This is a genomic window from Collinsella sp. TF11-5AC (assembly GCF_003436775.1).
Lineage (GTDB): Bacteria > Actinomycetota > Coriobacteriia > Coriobacteriales > Coriobacteriaceae > Collinsella.
The window spans coordinates 33,743-56,603 of sequence record NZ_QSQO01000005.1; the positions used below are offsets into that span (position 1 = coordinate 33,743).

Annotated in this window: 21 protein-coding genes; 8 read left to right on the plus strand and 13 right to left on the minus strand. The window is 61.3% G+C overall.

Annotation, left to right across the window (positions count from 1 at the left end; genetic code table 11):
* Positions 1-6: 6 nt before the first annotated feature.
* Both DXD16_RS03810 and DXD16_RS03815 read right to left on the minus strand, forming a co-directional pair.
* Positions 7-804 (minus strand): DUF4931 domain-containing protein, encoded by a 798-nt coding sequence (locus tag DXD16_RS03810; RefSeq protein WP_117655175.1) that lies wholly within the window; start codon positions 802-804, stop codon positions 7-9.
* A gap of 3 nt (positions 805-807) precedes the next feature.
* On the minus strand, positions 808-1,485 hold the full coding sequence (locus DXD16_RS03815) for a copper homeostasis protein CutC (RefSeq protein WP_117655176.1): 678 nt from the start codon (positions 1,483-1,485) through the stop codon (positions 808-810).
* Between the two features lie 284 nt (positions 1,486-1,769).
* Between DXD16_RS03815 and DXD16_RS03820 the strand changes: the two genes are divergently transcribed.
* The 4 genes from DXD16_RS03820 to DXD16_RS03835 all read left to right on the plus strand — a co-directional run bounded on the left by DXD16_RS03820 (position 1,770) and on the right by DXD16_RS03835 (position 3,609).
* A complete protein-coding gene (locus DXD16_RS03820; RefSeq protein WP_187362357.1) occupies positions 1,770-2,090 on the plus strand; it encodes a PadR family transcriptional regulator in 321 nt (106 codons plus the stop codon).
* Complete coding sequence (locus DXD16_RS03825) at positions 2,077-2,709, plus strand: DUF1700 domain-containing protein (RefSeq protein WP_117655177.1); 633 nt, start codon at positions 2,077-2,079, stop codon at positions 2,707-2,709. Before DXD16_RS03820 ends, DXD16_RS03825 begins: the two co-directional genes overlap by 14 nt.
* Positions 2,710-2,723: 14 nt before the next feature.
* Complete coding sequence (locus tag DXD16_RS03830; protein ID WP_089573305.1) at positions 2,724-2,987, plus strand: hypothetical protein; 264 nt, start codon at positions 2,724-2,726, stop codon at positions 2,985-2,987.
* Between the two features lie 253 nt (positions 2,988-3,240).
* Positions 3,241-3,609, plus strand: coding sequence for a transposase (locus DXD16_RS03835; protein ID WP_147326445.1), 369 nt, complete (start codon positions 3,241-3,243; stop codon positions 3,607-3,609).
* On the opposite strand, the gene DXD16_RS03840 is transcribed toward DXD16_RS03835, so the two are convergent.
* The 6 genes from DXD16_RS03840 to DXD16_RS03865 all read right to left on the minus strand — a co-directional run bounded on the left by DXD16_RS03840 (position 3,499) and on the right by DXD16_RS03865 (position 9,797).
* Entirely contained in the window at positions 3,499-4,200 is a 702-nt protein-coding gene (locus tag DXD16_RS03840; RefSeq protein ID WP_035137222.1) for an ABC transporter ATP-binding protein, read from the minus strand. The genes DXD16_RS03835 and DXD16_RS03840 overlap by 111 nt on opposite strands.
* Before the next feature lie 12 nt (positions 4,201-4,212).
* Entirely contained in the window at positions 4,213-5,073 is an 861-nt protein-coding gene (locus DXD16_RS03845; RefSeq protein WP_089573307.1) for an ABC transporter ATP-binding protein, read from the minus strand.
* Complete coding sequence (locus tag DXD16_RS03850; protein ID WP_117655179.1) at positions 5,063-6,142, minus strand: branched-chain amino acid ABC transporter permease; 1,080 nt, start codon at positions 6,140-6,142, stop codon at positions 5,063-5,065. Before DXD16_RS03850 ends, DXD16_RS03845 begins: the two co-directional genes overlap by 11 nt.
* A gap of 9 nt (positions 6,143-6,151) precedes the next feature.
* Entirely contained in the window at positions 6,152-7,033 is an 882-nt protein-coding gene (locus DXD16_RS03855) for a branched-chain amino acid ABC transporter permease (protein ID WP_117582912.1), read from the minus strand.
* 138 nt (positions 7,034-7,171) lie between these two features.
* A complete protein-coding gene (locus DXD16_RS03860) occupies positions 7,172-8,359 on the minus strand; it encodes an ABC transporter substrate-binding protein (protein WP_055250634.1) in 1,188 nt (395 codons plus the stop codon).
* A 271-nt stretch (positions 8,360-8,630) separates the two neighbouring features.
* Positions 8,631-9,797, minus strand: a complete 1,167-nt coding sequence (locus DXD16_RS03865; RefSeq protein WP_117655180.1) for an ABC transporter substrate-binding protein — start codon at positions 9,795-9,797, stop codon at positions 8,631-8,633.
* Positions 9,798-10,047: 250 nt separating this feature from the next.
* On the opposite strand from DXD16_RS03865, the gene DXD16_RS03870 reads away from it, so the two are divergent.
* On the plus strand, positions 10,048-11,391 hold the full coding sequence (locus tag DXD16_RS03870; RefSeq protein ID WP_117655181.1) for a homoserine dehydrogenase: 1,344 nt from the start codon (positions 10,048-10,050) through the stop codon (positions 11,389-11,391).
* A gap of 216 nt (positions 11,392-11,607) precedes the next feature.
* Entirely contained in the window at positions 11,608-12,357 is a 750-nt protein-coding gene (locus DXD16_RS03875; protein ID WP_117655182.1) for an SDR family NAD(P)-dependent oxidoreductase, read from the plus strand.
* A gap of 279 nt (positions 12,358-12,636) precedes the next feature.
* Here the strand turns inward: DXD16_RS03875 and DXD16_RS03880 are convergent, their stop codons facing one another.
* A complete protein-coding gene (locus tag DXD16_RS03880) occupies positions 12,637-14,199 on the minus strand; it encodes a cation:proton antiporter (protein ID WP_117655183.1) in 1,563 nt (520 codons plus the stop codon).
* Positions 14,200-14,383: 184 nt separating this feature from the next.
* Between DXD16_RS03880 and DXD16_RS03885 the strand changes: the two genes are divergently transcribed.
* Positions 14,384-18,130 carry a phosphoribosylformylglycinamidine synthase gene (locus DXD16_RS03885; RefSeq protein ID WP_117655184.1) on the plus strand — a complete coding sequence of 1,249 codons (3,747 nt, stop codon included), beginning with the start codon at positions 14,384-14,386 and terminating at the stop codon, positions 18,128-18,130.
* Between the two features lie 99 nt (positions 18,131-18,229).
* Entirely contained in the window at positions 18,230-19,165 is a 936-nt protein-coding gene (locus DXD16_RS03890; RefSeq protein WP_117655185.1) for a DMT family transporter, read from the plus strand.
* Positions 19,166-19,266: 101 nt separating this feature from the next.
* Here the strand turns inward: DXD16_RS03890 and DXD16_RS03895 are convergent, their stop codons facing one another.
* The 4 genes from DXD16_RS03895 to DXD16_RS03910 all read right to left on the minus strand — a co-directional run bounded on the left by DXD16_RS03895 (position 19,267) and on the right by DXD16_RS03910 (position 22,769).
* Positions 19,267-20,409 carry a diguanylate cyclase gene (locus DXD16_RS03895; protein ID WP_158551538.1) on the minus strand — a complete coding sequence of 381 codons (1,143 nt, stop codon included), beginning with the start codon at positions 20,407-20,409 and terminating at the stop codon, positions 19,267-19,269.
* Positions 20,410-20,599: 190 nt separating this feature from the next.
* Positions 20,600-21,622, minus strand: a complete 1,023-nt coding sequence (locus DXD16_RS03900) for a 2-keto-3-deoxygluconate permease (protein WP_117645720.1) — start codon at positions 21,620-21,622, stop codon at positions 20,600-20,602.
* Positions 21,623-21,763: 141 nt separating this feature from the next.
* The gene (locus tag DXD16_RS03905) at positions 21,764-22,087 is read right to left on the minus strand and encodes an AzlD domain-containing protein (protein ID WP_117582902.1); all 324 of its coding nucleotides are present in this window, start codon (positions 22,085-22,087) and stop codon (positions 21,764-21,766) included.
* Positions 22,077-22,769: an AzlC family ABC transporter permease gene (locus DXD16_RS03910; protein WP_117645722.1), complete on the minus strand. Its 693-nt coding sequence runs from the start codon at positions 22,767-22,769 to the stop codon at positions 22,077-22,079. The genes DXD16_RS03905 and DXD16_RS03910 overlap by 11 nt, the downstream gene beginning before the upstream one ends.
* Positions 22,770-22,861: the final 92 nt, after the last annotated feature.

Here is a 22,861-nt window from a genome sequence, read left to right on the forward strand (position 1 = left end):
GCCTTGCTATACGAGCGTTTCCAGATGCGCGCGTAGGCGCTCAGCATCGATATAGAGCGTGGTCTCGGCATTAACCTGGGCCAGACGATAGCCCACGAAGTAGGGCGATACCACCCAACGTGGCAACGCCTTGGCAATGGTCCGGCCGTCCATGTGGTAGAAGAACAAGTTGTACGACTCCGCGCGACCGCCGTGGTGTTCGTGCAGGATATAGCGCAGGGCCACCTGAATCGCATCGGCAAACAGGTCCGCTTCGGCTTGGTCGCGGGCGTCGTCGCTGGCGGCGATTCCCTGTGGAGCCGAGACGTTGACCTCAAAGAATCCCATGATCGGCTCGGTTGAGATGTTGACCGAGATTCTCCCCTGCCGCCAGACATTGATGCCTTCGAAATTGGCGGAAGTCAGCGAAGCATAGCCGTCTTCCTGCTCCAAACCCACAATCTGCATGTGAGGATGGACGAGGCTGCCGCCCGAAAGCGGGCCTTTGTTCTTGTACATGAGCACGCTGAGGTACTGTTGGGAATCGATCATCTGCTGCCAACAGCCCAGGGCAAACCGCATCACATGATGCAGCTCATCCGGTTCATAGGTCGCCAGGTCGGCGTCGTGATTGGCCGACTCGATCAATACGGTCTGACGGGTGGCCCGCAAGGTCTTGAACTTATTCTCGAGCCAGATGCAGTCACCATCGCGCTCGATGATGTTGGCGAGCCCCTCCGTGTCGCAAAAGGGGCACGCGGTGCCAGGGCGACGATTATCGTCGGGCTTACCGTTCGCCTGCTGAACGTCAAATACCAGCGCCACGGGTTATACCTCCAACTGCACGATCTTGGTGCCATGGAGCTCGGAGACGCTCAATGCCGCCGCCACGGTATCGCGGTTGGCCGTAGAAATGCCGCCGCCGGGAAGGATGGTCAGGCGGTCGCCCGCATACTCGACAAGACGCGACAGGTACTCCAGGTTGTCCTCGATCGGCGTTCCAGCAGCACCACCATGCGTCAGGATGCGCGTGATGCCGCAGTCGGCGAGTGTGTCAATGGCATCGAGCTGAGCCTCGAGCGAAAGCTGGTCAAAGGCCATGTGGAAGGTGATATCGATGGCCCCGCGCTTGCACTCCTCGGTCGCGCAGCCCGTAGCCATCACGAGGGCGCCGAGGGTGAGCTCGTCGAGCGCCCAGCCGCCGGCACAGGGCTTGCAGCAGCCAAAGACCAGGCCGTCAACGCCGGCGCTCACGGCAAGACCCAAGTCCATCTCCATCATGCGCAGCTCGTCCTGGTTGTAGTGAAAGTCACCGCCACGCGGGCGAATCATGCACATCACTCGCGCGTCATGCTCGTGAGCATAGCTGACCGTAGCGCTGATAACGCCGGCGGAAGGCGTGGTGCCACCGACGGCGAGGTTGTCGCACAGCTCAATGCGCCCCGCACCGGCCTCGATGGCCGCCGGCACTCGCTCAAAGTTCTCGGCACAAAACTCGTACAGCATAGATAGCCCCCAGGAGACATTTCGATTTCCACACGGCATTGTCGCACGTTAAACAGCAACCCGCACGATGGAACAAAACCTTGACAAGGAGTGTCCCAAAGTGCCGGCACATAAGGAACGTCCCCAGGTGCCACCTTGAGCGATGGGTACTCATTTAAGTACGTCCCCAATGAGTACCCGCAGGGGACAGACAGACCGGACTCCCTATACGACAACTGTTGACATCATATACTATGTTTCATATAGTAGGTGTTACACAGTATACTACGAAAGGAGGTGTGCGGATGGAGGCACAGATGAAGCGCGGCTTCCTCGAGGCCTGCGTGCTCGCGGCCGTCTCGGGCGAGGAATCCTACGGCTATCAGATCGTGAAGGACGTGCCCGCGAGTATGGGGCTCACGGAATCCACGCTCTATCCGTTGCTCAAGCGCCTGGAGAAGGCGGGCTGCATCACCGCGCGCTCCGCCGAGCACAACGGGCGGCTGCGGAGGTACTACCGCATCACGGACGCCGGGCGCGAGCGTATCGCCGAGTTCCTCGCCGAATGGCCATCCGTGCAGGAGATCTACCGTTACGTGGAGGGGGCGCACCATGACGCGCGATGAGTTCTTGAACCGGCTGGGCGAGCTTCTGGCCTGCCTGCCGGCAGATCAGGTAAAGGAAACGCAGGAGTTCTACGCGGAGGCCATCGCCGACCGTATGGAGGACGGCATGACGGAGGCCGAGGCTGTGGCCGCCATGGGCACGCCCGGTGAGGTCGCCGAGGCAACGCTCGACGAACTGCCCGCCGTGCCGCGCGCGATCGCGAGGACCAAGCGCAAGAGCACGGCACTTCTATGGGCGCTCGCCATCGTGGGCTCTCCGGTATGGATTCCGCTGCTGCTCGCGTTCGTCGCCGTTGCCGCTGCAGTCTACATCTGTATTTGGGTTCTTGCGCTCTGCGTGTGGATCGTGGCCGCGGCATTCGGGGGCGCGGGCCTGGTAGGGCTCCTGTTCGCCGTGGACGGCATCATTATCGGGCATGTTCCGTACGTTTTGGCCTCGATGGGAATGGGATTCGCTTCCATCGGTGTGGCGCTCCTCACGGGAGCCGGCGCCTGGACGGCGTCCAAGCAGATCGCGCGCCTCTCTGCCCTTTGGGCGAAGAAAGCCGTTTCGCCCTTCTGGAAAGATCGAGGCAATAAGAGCCGCATGGGCGCCGAAGCGGCGCCGCTCACGGCATAGGAAGGAGTGCAAACATGTCCAGCGTAAAAAGGATTTACCTTGCCGTAGCGGGTGGGCTTGTTGCCACGGGGCTCGTCCTGGCTGCTATCGGATTTGTGGCCTCCGGCTTTAACCTCGCTGTGCTCAACACGCAGATCGACCTGCGCGATGACACCATCATTCTGGGTGGTGTTGAAATAGACGACCCGACAGGGCTTCCACTCATCGAGCAGCTTGCCGAGGTCGGCGAGATCCATATTGGATCTGCAACGACTGGTTCGTCTTCTCCTCGCAAATGATCGAGCTCGTAGCAGCCGTCCCCCCCCTTCGGGCGCACCACGACGGGCATGAGCACGCCGCGCTCGGAGCCTTTTTGCGAGACCTTCCGTCACGCTCTTCCTGCGTGGTGAACCGGTCATCGACCGACGAGAGGCTGATGGGAATCTCTCGACTTCGGGCCAATCCCGCTCACCGATCTGGTCTTCCTTCGTGATGCGCACATAAGCGAGCAGACACCGCGCAGTGCTTCAGCGCGGCCGCACTTCCACGTCTATGACGGAGGTGCCCGGCGGCGTCTTGGCAATCCCCTTGTTTGCAGGCGTTAGCGCGTGGGGATCGCCCACTCGGGGGTCGAGGCCGCCGAGGACGGCGGCGAACCTCGCGGTGTCATTCGACATCGCGAGGTTCCCGGACCATGACCACCTGGCCTCGTACCGCGGCATAGCCCCAAGGGTGAGGAGCTTCGGCACGTCGATCAGGGCGCCCGCGCAGCGTCGGCCGGTCCGCCGTTCGGCAGAACGGCGGAAGTCCCTAGCCGCCCAGGTAAGCCTTGCGGACGTTGTCGTCGTGCAGGAGCTCTTGGCCGGTGCCGGTCATGGTGATCTTGCCGGTCTCGAGCACGTAGCCGCGCGTGGCGATTGAAAGCGCCATCTGGGCGTTCTGCTCGACCAGAAGCACCGTGGTACCGGCCTTGTGCAGGTCCTCGACAATCTGGAAGATCTGCTCAATCAGAATCGGCGCCAGACCCATGGAAGGCTCATCGAGCATGAGCAGCTTGGGGTTGCTCATAAGGGCGCGCCCCATAACGAGCATCTGCTGTTCGCCGCCCGAAAGGGTGCCGGCGACCTGGCGACGGCGCTCCTTAAGGCGCGGGAACTGCTCGTAGACGCGCTCAAGGCCCGGAGCCACCGTGGACTTGGGCTGCGTGTAGGCGCCCATCTCCAGGTTCTCCTCGACCGTCATCTGCAAAAAGGCGCGACGGCCCTCGGGAACCTGGGCCAGGCCCTTGCCCACCAGTTTATCGGCAGGCGTATGGGTAATGTCCTCGCCCATAAACTTGATGGAGCCGGTCTTGGAACGCAGCAGGCCCGAGACGGTTTTAAGCGTCGTGGACTTACCGGCGCCGTTCGCGCCGATCAGGGCCACGATCTCGCCCTCGTTGACGTTAAAGGAGATGTCCTTGATGGCGTGGATAGCGCCGTACCAGACGTTGATGTTGTAGACGGAAAGCATCGGCTCTGCCATTTAGTTCTCCCCCTTATCCTGCTTGCCCAGATATGCCTCAATTACGGCATCGTTGTTCTGGATCTCCTCGGCCGTGCCCTTGGCGATGACCTTACCAAAGTTGAGCACGCAGATGCCCTCGCAGATGTTCATGACGAGCGACATATCATGCTCGATAAGCATAATGGCGATGCCAAAGGTGTCGCGGATCTTGACGATGTTCTCCATGAGCTCCGCGGTCTCGGACGGGTTCATGCCGGCGGCAGGCTCGTCGAGCAGCAGCAGTTTGGGGTTGGTGGCAAGCGCGCGGACGATCTCCAGACGACGCTGGGCGCCGTAAGGCAGCGAGCCGGCCTGCTCGTTTGCCAGGTGCTCCATATCAAAGATGGACAGCAGCTCCATGGCGCGCTCGTGGGCGGCCTTCTCGTGCTTCCAGTACGTCGGCAGACGCAGCACGCCCTCAAAACCAGAGTAGCGTTCCTGGTTGTGCAGGCCGACCTTAACGTTGTCCTCCACCGTCATGGTGTTGAACAGGCGAATGTTCTGGAACGTACGGGCGATACCCATACGGTTGACCTGATAGACCGACTTGCCCGAGGTGTCCTCGCCGTCGAGCAGGATAGTACCGTGCGTGGGCTGGTACACCTTGGTGAGCAGGTTGAAGACCGTGGTCTTACCGGCACCGTTGGGACCGATCAGACCGGCGATCTCGGTCTTACCGATGGTCAGGCTAAAGTCGTCGACTGCCTTAAGGCCGCCAAATTCAATGCCCAAGTGGATGCACTCGAGCGCCGGGCGCTGGCCCAGGTCGCGGTCGGGAACGATGGCGCCAGAAGGATACGGGACCATCTTGCCCTTGTTGAACTCAAACTTACTGGGCATCGGCTGCCACCTCCTTCTTGGAAGCAAAGCGGTCCTTAATGCGTGCGAAGAACGACTTGAGCTGCGGGTTGTTGGTAAAGATCATGACCAGAATCAGCACGATGGCGTAGATGAGCATGCGGTAGTCCGAGAACTGACGGAGCAGCTCGGGAAGCACCGTGAGCAACGCCGCCGCGATGACGGAGCCGCGCATATTGCCCAGACCGCCCAGGACCACGAACACCAGGATGAGGATGGACGTGTTGAAGTCGAACTTGGTGGCGGAAAGCTGCGAGAAGTTACCGCCGAAGAGGGCTCCGGCAGCGCCGGCGAGAGCGGCGGAAACCACGAAGGCGATCATGCGGTACTCGGTGACGGAGATGCCCACGGACTCGGCAGCGATCTTGTTGTCGCGCACGGCCATAATGGCACGGCCGGTACGGCTGCGAACCAGGTTGAGCACGATCACGAGTGCGACCATGACCAGGATGGCACCGGCGAGGAAGGTCGAGTACGTCGACACGCCCGATGCGCCCTGCGCGCCCTTGATGATGGCGGTGCCGTCCTCGAGCAGGTGCAGGTCGTCGATCGTGGAGTTACCTGTGATGTTAAAGATCACATGCAGGCCGCGGGAGTCGACGCCCACGATAAGGCAGGTGACGATCTCTTTGATGATCTCGCCAAAGGCCAGCGTCACGATAGCCAGGTAATCGCCGCTCAGGCGAAGGACCGGGATGCCGATCAAGAAGCCCAGGATGGCGGCAGCGATGGCACCGACCACGATGCTGATGATAAGGCGCACCGGATCGGAGGGAACGGCGCTCTCCAGCGCGACCGCGGTAACGATGCCCGTATAGGCGCCGACGCTCATAAAGCCCGCGTGGCCCAGCGACAAGTCGCCCGCGATGCCGACGACGAGGTTAAGGGAGATGGCCATGACGATATAGGCCGTGATGGGAACCAGCTGACCGGCGATCATGCGCGGAATCATATGGTTGGACTGCATAAAGAACACGATGGCGAACGCCACAAGGCACATGGCGTACGTAACAAAGTCGTGACGCGTCTGCTTGTCTTTAAGAAACTTCATAACGCTCACCTACACCTTCTCGGGGACGTACTTGCCCAAGAGGCCGGCAGGCTTGACGAGCAGGACGATGATCAAAACACCAAAGACGATGGAGTTGGCAAGGCTCGTGGAAATGTAAGCCTGTGCCATCGCCTCGATGATGCCGATGAGAATGCCACCGACAAAGGCACCGGGGATGGAGCCGATACCGCCGAAGACGGCGGCGTCGAAGGCCTTGATGCCAGGCATGGCGCCCGTGGTGGGTTGCAGGACCGGCGAGTAGGAGCACAGGAGCACACCGGCGATGGCGGCAAGGGCGGAGCCGATGGCAAACGTCATCGAGATGGTACGGTTGACGTTGATGCCCATGAGCTGAGCGGCTGCCTTGTCCTCGGACACGGCGCGCATGGCCTTGCCCATCTTGGTCTTACCTGTAAAGAACATCAGACCGGCCATGATAACCAGGCAGGCGACGATGGTGACGAGCGAAACGGCGCTTACATTGAACTTGGCCAAGAACTCCGGCACCTGGAAGGTGACGAGCGAAGTGAAGTTCTTGGGCGTGGCGCCCCACAGAAGCTGCGCGGCGTTCTGCAGGAAGTAAGACACGCCGATGGCCGTGATCAGAACGGCCAGCGGGCCCGCCTGACGCAGCGGCTTGTATGCCAGACCCTCGATGAGAACACCGAGAACGGTGCAGACCACACAAGAGAGAATTACAGATGCCCAGCCCGGGAGGCCGAGATACGACGTGGCACAGAACGAGACATAGGCACCGACCATGATAACGTCGCCGTGAGCGAAGTTCAGCATCTTGGCGATACCGTAGACCATGGTGTAGCCCAACGCGATGATGGCGTAGACGCTGCCCATGGACAGGCCGTTGACCAGGTATTGGATAAAGACCGTCATGTTCCACATCCCCCTTTCGAATAGGTTTCCAGTTAATGTATGAAACAGGGACGTTACACTGTCCCTAGATACCAAGCAAGCAGGGAAGGCCAAACCTCCCCTGCTTGGGATCAAAACCGCTCTATGTAAGGCGGCTTATTAGGCCTGTACGTACTTGCCGTCGGTGATGACGTACGCCGTGGGGTCCTTCTGGACCTGGCCCTTATCGTTCCAGGTGAGCTTGCCGGTCAGACCGTCAACGGTAATCTTGAGCATAGCCTTGGGCAGCTTCTCGGCGACCTCGGTCGGGTCGGCGTCGACACCAAGACCGGCCTCCTTGAGGGCCTCGGCCACCGCGTGCACGCCATCGTAGGCGTCGGCGGCAAACTGGTCGGGGGTATCGCCGTACTTATCCTTGTAAGCGTTGACGAAGTCGGCGTTCTTCTCGTCGTCGGCGGAGAACGGGGTCATGAGCAGCAGGCCCTCGGCAAGAGAAGTGTCGAAGCCCTCAACGCCCAGGATGCCGTCCATGCCGTCGCAGCCCATCATCTTGACGTCGTAGCCCATGTCCTTGGCGTTCTTGAGCAGGACGGACGCCGGCGTGTAGTAGATTGGTGCAAAGATCATGGTGGCGCCGGCCTGCTTGGCCTTGGTCAGCTGGTTGGTAAAGCTCGTGGCGGAGTCGTCCTTAAAGGTCTCCTCGTCGACAACCTCGAGCTTGGACTCAGCGGCCTGGGCCTTAAAGGCATCCGCGACACCCGAAGAATAAGCGTCGCCGGAGTTATAGAACAGCACGAACTTCTCGTCCGCATACTTCTGCGCCAGGAACTTGGCAGCGTTGACGCCCTGGTTGGGATCGGTGAAGCAAACCTGGAAGACGCAATCCTTGCCGTCAGTGACGTCCTCGGAGGACGCGGACGGAGTGATCATGAACGTCTTGGGGTCGTTTCCGCACTCGGCGGCAACGGCAACCGACGCACCCGTGGTGGTTGGGCCGACGAGGGCCTGCATGCCCCAGTCGAGCAGGGTGTTGAAGGCGTTGACGGCCTTCTCGCCATCGGCCTGATCATCCTCGGCCTTGCTGGCAAGCGGCAGCTCCTTGGTGGAGAAGTCCTTGCAGCCAAGCTCGACGCCCTGGGTAACGGACTTGCCGTAAGACGCGGCGGCACCGGTCAGCGGGCCGATGGTGCCGATCTTAAACGAAGCGTCGCCCGAAGCGGAACCGCTGTCGCCGCCGTTGGAGGAGCAGCCAGCTAGAATGGACATCGCCCCCAGACCTGCTGCGCTCGCGATAACGCTCCTGCGATTCATAACAGGGTTCAATGACTTACCGGTGAGGCTCGACATGCGGCTCTCCTCTCAAATCTCGTCGGGTTTCGGTTACCCAACAGGCCATCCTTCGCCGTGTTCGGCGTTCGCAAAATAGTAGACGCTTTAGTTGAGAAAAGTGGCGATTATTTCAACTTTTCTTTTGTTTTGTCCGTTTATCCATAATTATGCGTATTTCTATTGGTTTATGCAGTTTAGCCACTTTATTGTGTGAAAGTAATGTTTCCATTCTGTTACAAGCGTCCCCGCCCTGATTAAAACGGCCTCACCGGTAGCGCTTTATGCGCACTTAGGCGGCGATGTACTTGCCGTCCTGGATCACATAGGCTGTAGCGGGCTTCTCGACTTGGCCCTCGTCGTTCCACGTGAGCTCGCCCGTCAGACCCTCGATCTTGATCTTGCGCATGGCCTTGGCAAGATCGCCGGCAATGTCGGCGCCGTCGGCCGTAATGTCGATGTCTGCCTTATCGATAGCCTCGACAATCGCATGGACGCAGTCATAGGCATCGGCGGCGAACTGGTTGGGCGTCTCGTCGTAGGCGTCCTTATAGGCCTTGACGAAGTCGGCGTTCTTCTCATCGTCGGCAGAGAACGGGGTCATGAGCAGCACGCCCTCGGCAAGAGAGGTATCGAAGCCCTCAACGGAGAGCAGACCGTCCATGCCGTCGGTGCCCATGAGGGTCATGTCGTAGCCCATGTCCTTGGCGTTCTTGAGCAAAACGGACGCCGGCGTGTAGTAGATCGGCGCAAAGATAAGCGTGGCGCCGGCCTCCTTGGCCTTGGTGAGCTGGTTGGTAAAGCTCGTGGAAGAGTCGTCCTTAAAGGTCTCGGTATCGACGATGTCGAGCTTGGATGCCTTGGCCTGCTCGGCAAAAGCGTCGGCAACGCCCGAGCTATACGTATCGCCGGAGTTGTAGAACAGGGCGATCTTGGCGTCTGCATACTTCTCGGCCAAAAACTTGGCAGCACTCGCGCCCATGGTGGGGTCGGTAAAGCAAACCTGGAAAACCGTGGTCTTGTCCTTGGTGACGTCGAGGGACGAAGCAGAGGGCGTGACCATGAGCATATCGTCGGCAATCTCGCCCGAGACAGCGACGGCGGCACCGGTCGTGACGGGGCCGACGAGCGCCTGCATGCCCCAGTCGCACAGGGTATTGAAGGCGTTGATGGCCTTCTCGCCGTCAGCGACGTCATCCTCGGACTTAAGCGAGAGCTTGAGGTCCTTGGTCGAGAAATCCTTGGCGGCGAGCTTGGCACCCTTCTCGGCCGAAACGCCATAGGTTGCCGCGGCACCGGTCAGAGGGCCGATGACACCGATCTTGAAGGTCTTGCCGTCATCGGCGGAGCCGCCGTCCGAGCCACCCGACGAACAACCAGCGAGTGCGGCGGTGCTGCCGAGCGCCGCGGCGCCAGCCAAGAAACTCCTGCGGTTAAGTACGTTGTTGATGCTAAACATGGTGTCCCCCTTTTCGCTGGCCGCGGTGCGGCCGTCTTGCGGTACAGGGCAAACCTTATGGCGCAAACGTTGACAGTTTGTTACGGAAGTTCGTTTGTAGCGAGTGTGTTTCCAATATTTCCGCAGCGTTTCGGGGGTAGCGTTTTGCACAGCTCCAGCTGCCTGGCAAGCACGCGCCCGCACTTCACGCTAGAATGCACTCAACCTATAAGCAGTTAATCCATCCACAAGATGCACGAAGGAGCTATCTATGAGCGAACCCCTGCGCACCGTGAACGTCGGTCTGATCGGTCTGGGAACCGTCGGCGGCGGCGTGGCCCGTTTGATCAAGAGCCACCACGATGAGTACCTGGCCGCCTACGGCATCGACCTTAAGCTGACCCGCGCCTGCGCGCTTGCCTGGGAGCAGGCCGAAGCCGCCGGTATTGAGCGCGAGGCCTTTACGAGCGACTGGCACGACGTCGTCACCGACCCCGCCGTCGATATCGTCGTCGAGCTCATCGGCGGCGAGCACCCCGCGACCGAAATCTTCACTACCGCCTTCGAGAACGGCAAGCATGTCGTCTCTGCCAACAAGGCCCTGCTGGGCCGTCATGTCGAGACGCTCGCCGAGAAGGCGCGCGCGTGCGGCGTGCAGATTAAGTGCGAGGCCAGCTGCGGCGGTGGCATCCCCATTGTCAGCACGCTCGAGCACGACCTGGTGGGCAACAAGATCCTGACCATCGCCGGCATTCTCAACGGTACCACCAACTATATCCTGTCGCGCATGGACGCCGAGGGCGCCGATTACGCCGACGTGCTTGCCGACGCGCAGGCCAAGGGCTATGCCGAGGCCGACCCGTCCGCCGACGTCGACGGCTTCGACGCCGCCAGCAAGACGGCGATCCTCGCCTCCATCGGCTTTGGCACCCGCGTTACCACCGACGATGTGTACCAGCAGGGTATCCGTACCATCGGCGCCGAGGACATCGCCCAGGCCCGCGAGCTCGGCTACACCATTAAGCTGCTGGGCATCGCACGCAACACCGACGCCGGCGTCGACGTCCGCGTGCATCCCACGCTCATCCCGGCAGACCATATGCTCGCCAAGGTCAACGGCGCCATGAACGCTGTCTACGTGGTAGGCGACGCCGTGGGCGAAACCATGTTCTACGGTGCCGGCGCAGGCTCCTTCCCCACCGCGAGTGCCGTCGTGGGCGATATCCTGTCGCTCTCCGAGCAGATCAGTCGCGGCGTGGCTCCGCTGCCCGAGATTGAGCCCTATGGTCACAACCTCGCCTTTAAGCCCATGGACGAGCTCCAGACCAAGTACTATGTGCGCCTGAAGGTCGCCGACCGCGTGGGCGCCCTGTCCGAGACGGTCGACATCTTTGCCAAGCACAACATCTCGATCTCGCTCATCAACCAGGTCGAGGACGGCAAGTCGGGCGTCAGCGATGCCTGCTCGGTCATCTTCCTGACGCACCGCGCGCTCGAGAAGGACGTCCAGGCTGCCGCCGCCGAGCTTGCCAGCGTCGACTGCGTGGCCGAGGTCGCCAACGTCCTGCGCATCGAGGACGTCGAGGCTTGGACCGAAGGCGTCATGGCCAACTAGTCCAACACCCGCTTAACAATACGTGCCTCGGGAGGGCTCCCGTCCTATGTGGGACGGGAGTCCTTTTGTCACCTGCCCCAAGCACAACGGTAGGGCATATTTGCGCGAGCCGCTCATCGGTAACGCGGGCTACCGTTCACCGATATGCAAACGCGGCCGATTCCGGCTACCGCTACGCTGTGCTGCGAATGTCCGCCCGCGATGAGAGGAAGCACCATGTTGCTCGAGGGCAAGAAAGCAATCATCACCGGAGGCACGCGCGGTATCGGCTATGCCATCGCCTGCCGTTTTATCGAGGAAGGCGCTGCCGTCACCGTCTTTGGCTCGCGCCAGGAGACTGCCGACGCGGCCGTTGAGAAGCTAGTAGCCGCCTATCCCGAGGCCAAGGTCTGGGGCCGCTCCTGCGACCTCACCTCGCTCGAGGCCGTGACCGAGGCCTTTACCCAAGCTGCAGCCGACATGGGCGGCCTTGACACGGTCGTCAACAATGCCGGCATCTCCCAGCGCTCGCCCCTTTTGGATTACACGGCAGAAGAGTTTGCAAAGGTCATGGACCTCAATGTCGTCGCCGTCTTTAATGGTCACCAGGCTGCCGCCAAGATCATGGCCGAGGCCGGCCACGGCGGCACCATCACCACCACGAGTTCAATGGTCGCCAAGTATGGCCAGCCCTCCGGCGTCGGCTATCCTACGTCCAAGTTTGCCGTCAACGGCATGGTCCAGTCGCTCTCGCGCGAGCTCGCCCCCATGGGTATTCGCGTCAATGCCGTCGCGCCTGGCGTAACCAAGACCGATATGGTCGCCAACCTGCCCGAAGAGGTTATTAAGCCCATCATCGCCACCATTCCGCTGGGACGCATGGGCGAGCCCGAGGATGTCGCCAACGCCTTTGTTTTCCTGGCGAGCGACATGTCCTCCTACGTCACGGGCGCCATCCTCCCCGTCGACGGAGCCGCCCGCTCCTAAAGGTCGCAAGCCACGACTTCAAACCTCAACGGAGCTTAACGCAAAAGGCGCGCTGCCTGCATCAACCGCAGGCAGCGCGCCTTGTTCTGTTTATAGGGGAACCTGCGTCCCGGTATTTCAGCTCAGAACGGGGCGAAACTTCCCTCAGGGCCTTTTTCGGAAACTATGTCCCATTCTGGGCGCGGATTCTGGGACACGCTTTCCACAACGGGCCTCTCGCGGAAAGCGCGTCCCACTCTGGACGCCAACTCCGGGATGCATTTTCCGCGGCGGCGTTGGCTACTTGCCGTCGTCGTCCTGGGCTTCATCGCGCGCGTAGAGCTCCAGCATGCGGCGGCGGTATTCGCGCACGGCGAGCTTGGCGCGCTCCAGGCGGCGACGCTCGCGCGGAGTCAGCTCGGACGGGTCGACCTCGTCTCCATAGGTCTTATCGGCAAGCAGGTGCGCCGCGTCCACGATGCGGGCATCGATGTGGCCGCTCGCCGCCTCGGCGGAAAGACGCTCGGCAATCGTATCGAGCGTAGGCAGGCCCTCGAATACGCGACCATGGCCATGCGAGGTCAGCAGCTCATGCTCGCGCGCGAGCAAGCTCGCTAGGTCGTGGTGGGCGCGCAAGATGTCGAGCGCATCGGATGGATGCTCGGCAACCTCTGCCACGGCGGCGACCGGTGCGGCATCCACCACGCGGTAGAAGAGCTGCGCGAGCAATGGCATCAAGAACACCGTGATGGCACCGGCGGCAACCATGACCGACGCAATATCTTGCGACAGCGCGCCCGCGTTGACGGCAACGCTCGTAACGGCAACGATGATCGGCAGCGCCGTGGTGCAGTACAGGGCCACGGTAATGCGACCATACGCCGACACATCGCGCGTCGCAGGACAAATGCTCATGGAAATAAGAATGGGCACGGCACGAATAATCAACAACGCCACGATAAAGCCCGCGAGCAAGCCCGGGCGCGACGCCACGGCCGTCAGGTCGATCTTTGCGCCCGACACGGTAAAGAACACCGGAATCAAAAAACCGTAGGCCAGACCGTCGAGCTTGGTCTCGAGCGTATGGTTGCCCTCGGGGATGATATAGCGCAGGACAAAGCCAGCGGCAAAAGAACCCAACACGATGTCGAGATCAAAGACAGCCGAGAATGCCACGAGCGTGACCAGGATGAGCACCGTCAGGCGCACGAAGGTCTGCGACGTGGTATCGGCGCGCTCCTCAACAAATGCAAAGAAGCGGCTGCCGACGCGCTTGGAGCGGCTCGGGACCACGGCCAGCAACACGCAAACCACCGCAAACAAGCCAAGGATAACGAGCGTTTGGATGCCAGTGCGGGCAGACAACAGCACCGACATGGCGAGCACGGGACCGAGCTCGCCCCAAGTGCCATACGCGAGAATCGAGTCGCCCACGCGCGTGCCGGTGAGCGAGCGCTCACGCATGATGGGCACAAGCGTACCGAGCGCCGTCGAAGTGAGGGCAAGCGTCACGGCGATACCGTCGAAATGACTGACTGAGAACCACGGGGTAAAGCGCACGGCAAGCCAGGCGATACCAAACGTGACGACCCACGTCGCCAAGCCGTAGCGCCCCTCGACGCCCGTGATGCTCTTGGGGTCGATCTCAAAGCCGGCAAGCAGGAACAAAAAGGCCAGGCCCAGCTCGGACACCAGCGAGACCTCAGCATCTACATGGATGACGCCGAGCATATGGGGTCCCAGTACCGCGCCGAGCACGAGCAAAAAGACCGTCTCGGGAACGGGTTTTCCGGGAATCGCCGAGGCGATAAAAGGACTCGCAAAGGCCACGAGTGCGATGATGGCGAGCGAAACGAATGCCATGTGATGCCTTTCTCTTGTTTGCGCTTCACTGTAGCACCCTCGCCGTCCTCAACGCGCCGCGAGCTGTCGTATCATAGTGAGGTTTACAAACATGTGGCTCAAGGCGACCGCAGGGCAGACCCCGCAAACCGACCGCTGCCGCATACCGTACCGTACGCCCAACCGATCAGGAAGGCAGGAACCAATGGTCTCTCGTATCTACGTGGAGAAGAAACCCGGGTTCGACGTCGAGGCTCAGCAGCTCAAGGGCGAGCTGACCGAAATTCTCGGCATCAAGGGCATCGAGGCCCTGAGGATTATCAACCGCTACGACGTCGAGGGCATCGACAAGGAGCTTTTCCGGTCCTGCGTGCCGACCGTCTTTAGCGAGCCCCAGGTCGATGTGACCTACGACGAGCTCCCCGCAAGCGATGGCGCCGTCTTTGCCGTCGAATTCCTGCCTGGCCAGTTTGACCAGCGCGCCGACTCCGCCAGCGAGTGCGTGCAGCTCATCAGCCAGGGCGAGCGCCCCGCTGTGCGCTCCGCCAAGGTCTATATGATCTCGGGCGCTCTGGACGAGGCCGCCATCGATGCCATCAAGCACTACGTGGTGAACCCCGTCGAGGCGCGCATCGCCTCGCTCGACCTGCCCGAGACGCTGTACATGGAGACCCCCGAGCCCCAGCCCGTCGAGGTGCTCGACGGTTTCCGCGAGCTCGACGAAGCCGGCCTTGCCGCCTTTATTTCCGAGCGCGGCCTTGCCATGGACGAGGCGGACATCGCCTTCTGCCAGCAGTACTTCCGCGATGAGGATCGCGACCCCACCATCACCGAGATCCGCGTGATCGACACCTACTGGTCTGATCACTGCCGCCACACCACCTTCGGCACCGTCCTGGACGACGTGACGATCGACGACGCCGTGGTGCAGCAGGCCTTCGACCGCTACATGGAGATGCGCCACGAACTCGGTCGCGACACCAAGCCCGTCTGCCTCATGGACATGGGCACCATCGGCGCCAAGTACCTCAAGAAGACCGGCGTCATGACCGATGTCGACGAGTCCGAGGAGATCAACGCCTGCACCGTCAAGGTGAAGGTCGATGTCGACGGCGAGGACCAGGACTGGCTGTTCCTCTTTAAGAACGAGACCCACAACCACCCGACCGAGATCGAGCCCTTCGGTGGTGCCGCCACCTGCGTGGGCGGTGCCATCCGCGACCCGCTGTCGGGCCGCAGCTACGTGTACCAGGCCATGCGTGTCACCGGCGCCGGCGACCCCACCGTCCCCGTGTCCGAGACGCTCGAGGGCAAGCTGCCGCAGCGTAAGCTCGTGACCACTGCTGCCGCCGGCTACTCCAGCTACGGCAACCAGATCGGCCTTGCCACCGGTCAGGTCAACGAACTCTATCACCCCGGCTACGTCGCCAAGCGTATGGAGGTCGGCGCCGTCGTGGGCGCCACCCCGGCAAACCACGTGCGTCGCGAGTGCCCCGCCCCCACCGACAAGATCATCCTGCTGGGCGGCCGCACTGGCCGTGATGGCATCGGTGGCGCTACCGGCTCTTCCAAGACCCAGAACACCGAGTCCATCGAGACCTCGGGTGCCGAGGTCCAGAAGGGCAACGCCCCGGTCGAGCGCAAGCTGCAGCGCCTGTTCCGCCGCGGCGACGCCTGCCGTCTGATCAAGCGCTGCAATGACTTTGGCGCTGGCGGCGTCTCGGTCGCCGTGGGCGAGCTTGCCGACGGCCTGTACGTGGACCTGGACACCGTGACCAAGAAGTACGACGGTCTTGACGGCACTGAGCTCGCCATCTCCGAGTCCCAGGAGCGCATGGCCTGCGCCGTCGCCGATGGTGACGTCGATGAGTTCATGGGCTACGCCGCCGAGGAGAACCTGGAGGCGACCGTCATCGCCGAGGTTACCGCCGAGCCGCGCATGCGCATGGCCTGGAACGGCGTCGCCATCGTCGACCTGTCCCGCGAGTTCCTCAACTCCAACGGTGCGCCCAAGCACCAGGTCGCCCACGTCTGCGCCCGTAGCGTGTGGCAGCCCAGCTGGGCCGGCACCACGCTTGCCGAGCGCATGACCTCGCTTGTCACCGACCTCAACGTCGCCTCCAACAAGGGCCTTTCCGAGCGCTTCGACTCCACCATCGGCGCCGCGACCGTGCTCATGCCCTTTGGCGGCAAGACGCAGCTCACTCCGAGCTCTGCCATGGTCGCCAAGTTCCCCGTGGACGGCGAGACCACCACGGCGAGCGCTATGGCATGGGGCTTCAACCCCTACCTGATGGAGGCCGACCAGTTTGCGGGCGCCTACCTGTCCGTAGTCGAGTCCATCGCCAAGCTCGTTGCCGCCGGCTTTGAGCACAAGCGCGCCTACCTCTCCTTCCAGGAGTACTTCGAGCGCCTGCGCACCGAGGCCGAGCGTTGGGGCAAGCCCATGGCAGCCGTCCTGGGTGCCCTTATGGCCCAGGTCGATCTGGGTGCCGGCGCCATCGGCGGCAAGGACTCCATGAGCGGCTCCTTTGAGGACGAGGCCGGCGAGCTCAACGTTCCGCCGACCCTGATCAGCTTCGCTGTGGCCGTGGGCCGCGCGGCGCGCGCTGTCTCCCCTGAGTTCAAGGGTCTGACGCACCGCGTCGTCCGCATCGCCCCCGCCACCTACGGCGAGGACTACCGTCCCGATGCCCAGCAGCTGCTCGCCGCATTTGACGCCGTCGAGGCGCTCACTGCTACCGGCAACGCCCTGGCCATCTCCACGCCCGGCTACGGCTGCGGCGCCGAGAGCCTCTTTAAGATGTGCGTCGGCAACCAGATCGGTATCGAGCTTGCCGAGGATGTGGACGTGGAGAGCTTCTTCACCCCGCTCTACGGCAGCTTTATCGTCGAGCTCGCCGATGACGCCGAGCTGCCCGAGGTCGCCGACGGCGTTGTCGTCGAGCCCCTGGGCACCACCGTCGAGGGCTATGTCATCGACACCGGCTCCGAGGTCATCGAGCTCTCCGAGCTCCAAGAGGCCTGGGAGAGCGGCATCGAAGGTGTCTTTGCCTACCGCAGCACCGGCGAGCAGCCCGAGGTCGAGACCATCGACTATCGCACCAAGGATATCCACGTGTACGGCGGCGCCAAAATCGCCCGCCCGCGCGTGATTATCCCGGTGTTCCCCGGCAACAACTGCGAGTACGACAGCGCCCGCGCCTTCCGCGCCGCCGGCGCCGAGGCCGACACCTTCGTGATCAACAACCTCACGCCCGAGGCTGTTGCCGAAAGCACCCACGAGCTTGCCCGTCGCATCCGCCAAAGCCAGATCGTCATGATCCCCGGCGGCTTCTCGGGCGGCGACGAGCCCGACGGCTCCGCCAAGTTCATCACGGCGTTCTTCCGCGCTCCCGAGGTCACCGAGGCAGTTCGCGACCTGCTCAAGGCCCGCGACGGCCTGATGCTGGGCATCTGCAACGGCTTCCAGGCCCTGATCAAGCTCGGCCTGGTACCCTACGGCGACATCGTCGACGCCACGCCCGATGCGCCCACGCTGACGTTCAACACCATCGGTCGCCATCAGAGCCGCCTGGTGCGCACCCGCATCTCGTCCAACCTGTCCCCGTGGCTGTCGCAGTGCAGCCTCGACGACCCCTACACCGTCGCCATCAGCCACGGCGAGGGCCGCTTTGTCGCCAACGACGAGGTGCTCGCCCAGCTGATCGCCAACGGCCAGGTCGCCACGCAGTACGTGGGCGAGGACGGCAAGCCCAGCATGGACCTTTCCGTCAACCCTAACGGCTCCGCACTCGCCATCGAGGGCATCACGAGCCCCGACGGCCGCGTCCTGGGCAAGATGGGCCATGCCGAGCGTCGCGGCGACAACCTGTACCGCAACGTGCCCGAGCATGTCCCCGGCGACAAGTTCATGCCGATCTTTGAGAGCGGCGTAGCCTACTTCGCCTAAGCCTTTCCCATCGGGTACAATCCCCTCGGGTAACAACACCCGCCACCGACACATCCGGTGGCGGGTTCTTTTTTGCTTCGCGCATGTAGGAAGGACATCATGGAAAGCCGCAAGCCGTATCTCGCCACCCTGCCCGGACTCATCCTGGGCTGTCTTGTTTGCTGTGCACTCTGGGGATCGGCCTTTCCCTGCATCAAGATCGGCTACGCACTCTTTGGGATCCCGGCGCACGATAGCGCCTCGCAGCTACTCTTTGCAGGTTTGCGCTTCACGCTTGCCGGCATCCTGGTTATCGTCGGTATGAGCACAGCTCAGCGCCGCCCGCTCGTCCCACAGGTACGCGATATCAAGCCCATCTGCATCCTGTCACTCTTCCAGACTATCGGGCAGTACTTCTTTTTCTACCTGGGACTCTCACGCGCCAGTGCCATGTCGAGCTCCATCATCGAGGCCAGCGCCAACTTCCTCGCAATCCTCTTTGCCGCCCTGGCGTTTCGCACCGAAAAGCTCGATGCGGCCAAGGTGCTCGGCTGTGTACTGGGCTTTGCCGGCGTCGCGCTCGTCAACCTTTCGGGCGCGGACGGCACCTTTGGCTTTACGCTCGACGGCGAGGGCTTTATCCTTGCCTCCACCGTCGCGGGTGCCCTGTCGACCTGCCTGATCGGCATCTTCTCGCGCGAGCACGACGGTGTCTTGCTTGCCGGGTGGCAGTTCTTGGTCGGCGGCCTGGTCCTCACCGCCATCGGGTTTTTGATGGGCGGCGCGCTCTCCCCCACCGCGATCATCCCCGCCATCGCGCTCATTATCTATATGGCACTCATCTCCGCCATCGCGTACTCGCTATGGTCGCGCCTGCTTGCCGTCAACCCCGTCAGCCGCGTCTCGGTCTTTGGGTTTATGAACCCCGTCTTTGGTGTGCTGTTGAGTGCGCTGCTGCTCGGCGAGGGCGCCGGCACGAGCCCCGTTACCGTTATAGTCGCCCTGCTGTTGGTCTGCGGCGGCATCATCATCGTCAACAGGCCTAAAAAGGCCTAGCGAACTGCCCTTATTTAGCAGAGGGGATTCACATACTTTAGTTTAATGGAATACATCGGAGAGCCGAGGGCCACCATGCACGCAAGCGTGCGCCCCTATTTCTAGCGTATCTGGACGCCAGCTTTCTTCTTCTCGTACTTTACGCGGTAGAGCTCCGCGTCGGCGGCGCGAAGCAAATCTTGCCAGGTATCGACACCATCACCGACCCGTGCATAGCCGATGGACATCCGCAACAGATACGGCACCTCGGCGCGTGCGAGTTCATCGTTGATTGCCGCGCACAGACGCATGATGTCCTGTTCCGCCGCTGCCTTTTGGAGCACCACGAACTCATCGCCGCCATAACGTGCGATAAAGCCACCAGCCGGCGAACAGGCATCCTTGAGCGCCGTCGCAACAACCTGAAGAGCGTGGTCGCCCTCCACATGCCCATAGCGATCGTTAATCTGCTTAAAGCCGTCGGCGTCCATCATAAGCAGATATACATCTTCGGCCTGATCCACATTTGAGAAGAGCGACAGCATATAGGTCTCAAAACGGTTGCGATTGTTAAGTCCAGTCAACGGGTCGGTCGAGATGAGCTGCTCCTGGTAGATGATGTAAAGCAGCAACATGCTAATCATTATGCCGACACAAAGGCCGGGCACCGAGTATACGACCTGAAAGGTACCGCCCACCAGGGCCGGAATGGCGAAAAATGCCAAGGTTCGATAGATGGCCTTCGTCTGCAGGCTCTCGACCCTGCGAGATTGCACAAACGCATGCAGGGACGTATGTATAACGTAACAGTAGCTGACGATGGGCTGGATCATATAGGCAAAGCCGCGACGATACACGCCCTGCGAATCGATATAGAACAGGGCGTGCGTCCAGTAACTGGTAAACGCCAGCACGACCACCAGAGCCGTAGGCAACGCTACAAGCACCACCCTATAGCGCGAGGTCAAAAGACGAGAACCCTGCACCGTCTCGGAATAGATAAACCAAATGAGACACGCGATAGCAAAGAGCGAAAACGAAACCGCGTTGGAAATCCAGTTGGCAGCAATGCCCAACGTGCCGTCCACACCGTCCGAAAGCGTCCAGATCATATCGAATAATATGTACGCGGCAGAGGTGTAGCCAAGCATGCTAAACAATAGCTGCTGGGTGCTCGAGAACAAGGAGCAACGACTTCGCACGGCAAGCCCGATAAGAACAATCATGCATAGCACGAATATCTCAATCTTGAGTGCCTTAACCACTAGCGCCATCCCTTCAATACCCAAGTGGTCAGAATCGCCCAATTCGAATCAGGGCAATAAACACCCCTTTACTCCGCAGGGGTAAAGGGGATAATAGCAGAGCGCCCGAACATCACTGCAAAACAGTTTCTGTTCGGGCGCCCATACGGCGCGAATTGCACACGCCGGCATCATTGATGGGTATCGATTGCTACTCGCCATCGATGTCAGTCGCGACGGCCTCCTCGATGGCCTCGACACCGACAGGCGACAGATCCTCCTTGCCTTGGCAGAACTTCTTGTCGACCCAGCCAGTCAGAATCGGAGCCATGATCGCCGTGATGATAACGGCGGTGGCGATCTGAGCGTACGCGGTGGGCGCAAGCTCGGCGTAACGCGGTGCGACCTCGGCGAGGGCAACCGGTGTGGTCATAGCCGTGCCGGCAATGGTGGAGCAAGCCACAGCGGCCTTGCCATTGCCGCCGCACAGACGCTCGAACGCAAAGGTGATGGGACCGACGACAAACAGCGTGACAAGGCCCAGCAAGATGCCGGAAATACCGCCGGTGATAAAGCTCGACAGGCTCATGGACGCACCGAGCTGAAATCCGATGACGGCAATCGCGGGATTGGCACCGGGAACCAGCAGGTTCTTGATAAACGGGAACAGGTTGCCCAGAACCATGCCAATAACGAGTGGCAAGATGGAGCCGATAATGGTGCCAATGGGAATGTTGGCGAGGCCGGAAACACCGAGGATGATCATCGTGACGGCGGGGCCAGCCGTAAAGAACAGGATACCGACGGCGCCCTGCTCGGACTCATCGCCGAACTCGCCCATGATGCCCGTATAGAGCGCCATGTTGCAAAACGTGATGCCGCCGATGATAGACACGGAGCTCAGACCCAGGAAGTTGTCGTTAAAGAAATATGCCACGCCCAGGCCGAGAGCCGCTGCGACGACCAGCTTGGGGATCAGCACGACGATACCGGTCTTGATGGCACCCGGCGTGGACTTAAAGCTGATGCCGGCGCCCACAAACAGCAGGATCGCGGCGACGATGGTATTGGAGCCACCGCGGCAGGCAGCCGTAAAGAAGCCGCCGATCTCAAAAACCTGCGGGCAGAAGGTGTTGAGCAAAAGACCGACGATCATCGGATAGATCATGATGTCGCCCGGGATGCGCGGGACCTTGAATTTCTTTTGCTCGTTGGCGGTCGCTTCCTGTGCCATGAAACCCCCATTTCCGCTGACGGGGTACAAAAGCCCACGTCACGCTTTGCTACAGTAAAGTTTGACCATGGTACCAGAAGAAATAGACCAGCTCGGTGAAAAATTGGATTCGTTGGCCGGGATGCTAAACGTGTCCCGCTCTTATACGAGGCTCAAAACGATATAGAGCACGATGCCCGAAACACAGCACCACAACATCGACTTTGTCCTGATTGCCACCACCACGACGCCGGCAGCCGCAATCCAGGGAACCAAGGCAGGCCAGAGTCCCGCGTCGAACGCCCCGGGGCTCACCAAGTCGTTGGCGACCAGCGCGGCAAAGGCAGCGGGCGGGATATAACCCAGGGCCTCGGTAATGCGGGGCGACAGCGTTCTCCCGCGCAAGGCAAACGCCGGCGCGATGCGAAAGAACGCGATAGCAGCCCACGACGACAGCCACAGAACCAAGAACTCGTTAACGGGCATCGCGGGCACCTCTTCCGTCTAATACAGCATCGCACGCCAGCGCAATGGCAATGCCGACCACGACGCTTGCCGGCACGGCAATATTCGTGAGGCCCAAGAACTTGCATACGGCGACGGACACCGCGCCCGAAACCGCCGCGACAACGTTGCCGCGCGACAGCCGCTGCGAAAAGAGTAGACAGATAAAGAGCGACGTGCAGACGAAACTCGCAATAGCGGTGGGAACATCGACAACGGCACCGACGATGGCACCCATCGTGCACGAAGCGCCCCATGTCGCGATGAGGATCACGTTGAGCACGAAGGATTCGCGCGGGCCCCAATCCTCCCCCTCAACCAGCTTGGCAAGCGAGATGCCGTATGCCTCCTCGGTGAGCGTCGCGGCAACAGCCAGCGTCTGACGCTTCGAGGCGCCCGCCAGATGGGGTGCGATCGATGCCGAGTAAAGAGCGAAGCGCGAGGAGATGGCGGCGACGCTCGCGATAATCGAAGGTGCCGGTACGCCCGCCAGCCAAAGATTGCAGATCATAAACTGGCCGCTGCCCGTCACAAACGTGCTGCTCAGAGCAAAGACCATCCAGGGCTCCATTCCCGTCTGCCCCATGATCATTCCGCACGGCGCGCCTATTGCAACATAGGTAAGCATCACTGGCCAGACGATTTTAAAGATCCTAAGGACCATGCCACTCCCATTCTGGTAAGTCGTCTGCAGCGCGCCTTGCAACGCAGCAGAAATATCAACCGGTGGCAATAAAGTTCACCTACAATTGCCAC

Bases quoted from the DNA above. Each gene is read 5' to 3' on its own strand.
- DXD16_RS03885 (WP_117655184.1), top strand. From the start codon at position 14,384: ATGGTCTCTCGTATCTACGTGGAGAAGAAACCCGGGTTCGACGTCGAG.
- DXD16_RS03835 (WP_147326445.1), top strand. From the start codon at position 3,241: ATGACGGAGGTGCCCGGCGGCGTCTTGGCAATCCCCTTGTTTGCAGGC.
- DXD16_RS03875 (WP_117655182.1), top strand. From the start codon at position 11,608: ATGTTGCTCGAGGGCAAGAAAGCAATCATCACCGGAGGCACGCGCGGT.
- DXD16_RS03845 (WP_089573307.1), bottom strand. From the start codon at position 5,073: ATGCCCAGTAAGTTTGAGTTCAACAAGGGCAAGATGGTCCCGTATCCT.
- DXD16_RS03855 (WP_117582912.1), bottom strand. From the start codon at position 7,033: ATGACGGTCTTTATCCAATACCTGGTCAACGGCCTGTCCATGGGCAGC.
- DXD16_RS03820 (WP_187362357.1), top strand. From the start codon at position 1,770: ATGGAGGCACAGATGAAGCGCGGCTTCCTCGAGGCCTGCGTGCTCGCG.
- DXD16_RS03825 (WP_117655177.1), top strand. From the start codon at position 2,077: ATGACGCGCGATGAGTTCTTGAACCGGCTGGGCGAGCTTCTGGCCTGC.
- DXD16_RS03910 (WP_117645722.1), bottom strand. From the start codon at position 22,769: ATGGTCCTTAGGATCTTTAAAATCGTCTGGCCAGTGATGCTTACCTAT.
- DXD16_RS03900 (WP_117645720.1), bottom strand. From the start codon at position 21,622: ATGGCACAGGAAGCGACCGCCAACGAGCAAAAGAAATTCAAGGTCCCG.
- DXD16_RS03830 (WP_089573305.1), top strand. From the start codon at position 2,724: ATGTCCAGCGTAAAAAGGATTTACCTTGCCGTAGCGGGTGGGCTTGTT.
- DXD16_RS03850 (WP_117655179.1), bottom strand. From the start codon at position 6,142: ATGAAGTTTCTTAAAGACAAGCAGACGCGTCACGACTTTGTTACGTAC.
- DXD16_RS03905 (WP_117582902.1), bottom strand. From the start codon at position 22,087: ATGCCCGTTAACGAGTTCTTGGTTCTGTGGCTGTCGTCGTGGGCTGCT.
- DXD16_RS03890 (WP_117655185.1), top strand. From the start codon at position 18,230: ATGGAAAGCCGCAAGCCGTATCTCGCCACCCTGCCCGGACTCATCCTG.
- DXD16_RS03870 (WP_117655181.1), top strand. From the start codon at position 10,048: ATGAGCGAACCCCTGCGCACCGTGAACGTCGGTCTGATCGGTCTGGGA.
- DXD16_RS03880 (WP_117655183.1), bottom strand. From the start codon at position 14,199: ATGGCATTCGTTTCGCTCGCCATCATCGCACTCGTGGCCTTTGCGAGT.
- DXD16_RS03815 (WP_117655176.1), bottom strand. From the start codon at position 1,485: ATGCTGTACGAGTTTTGTGCCGAGAACTTTGAGCGAGTGCCGGCGGCC.
- DXD16_RS03860 (WP_055250634.1), bottom strand. From the start codon at position 8,359: ATGTCGAGCCTCACCGGTAAGTCATTGAACCCTGTTATGAATCGCAGG.
- DXD16_RS03865 (WP_117655180.1), bottom strand. From the start codon at position 9,797: ATGTTTAGCATCAACAACGTACTTAACCGCAGGAGTTTCTTGGCTGGC.
- DXD16_RS03840 (WP_035137222.1), bottom strand. From the start codon at position 4,200: ATGCTTTCCGTCTACAACATCAACGTCTGGTACGGCGCTATCCACGCC.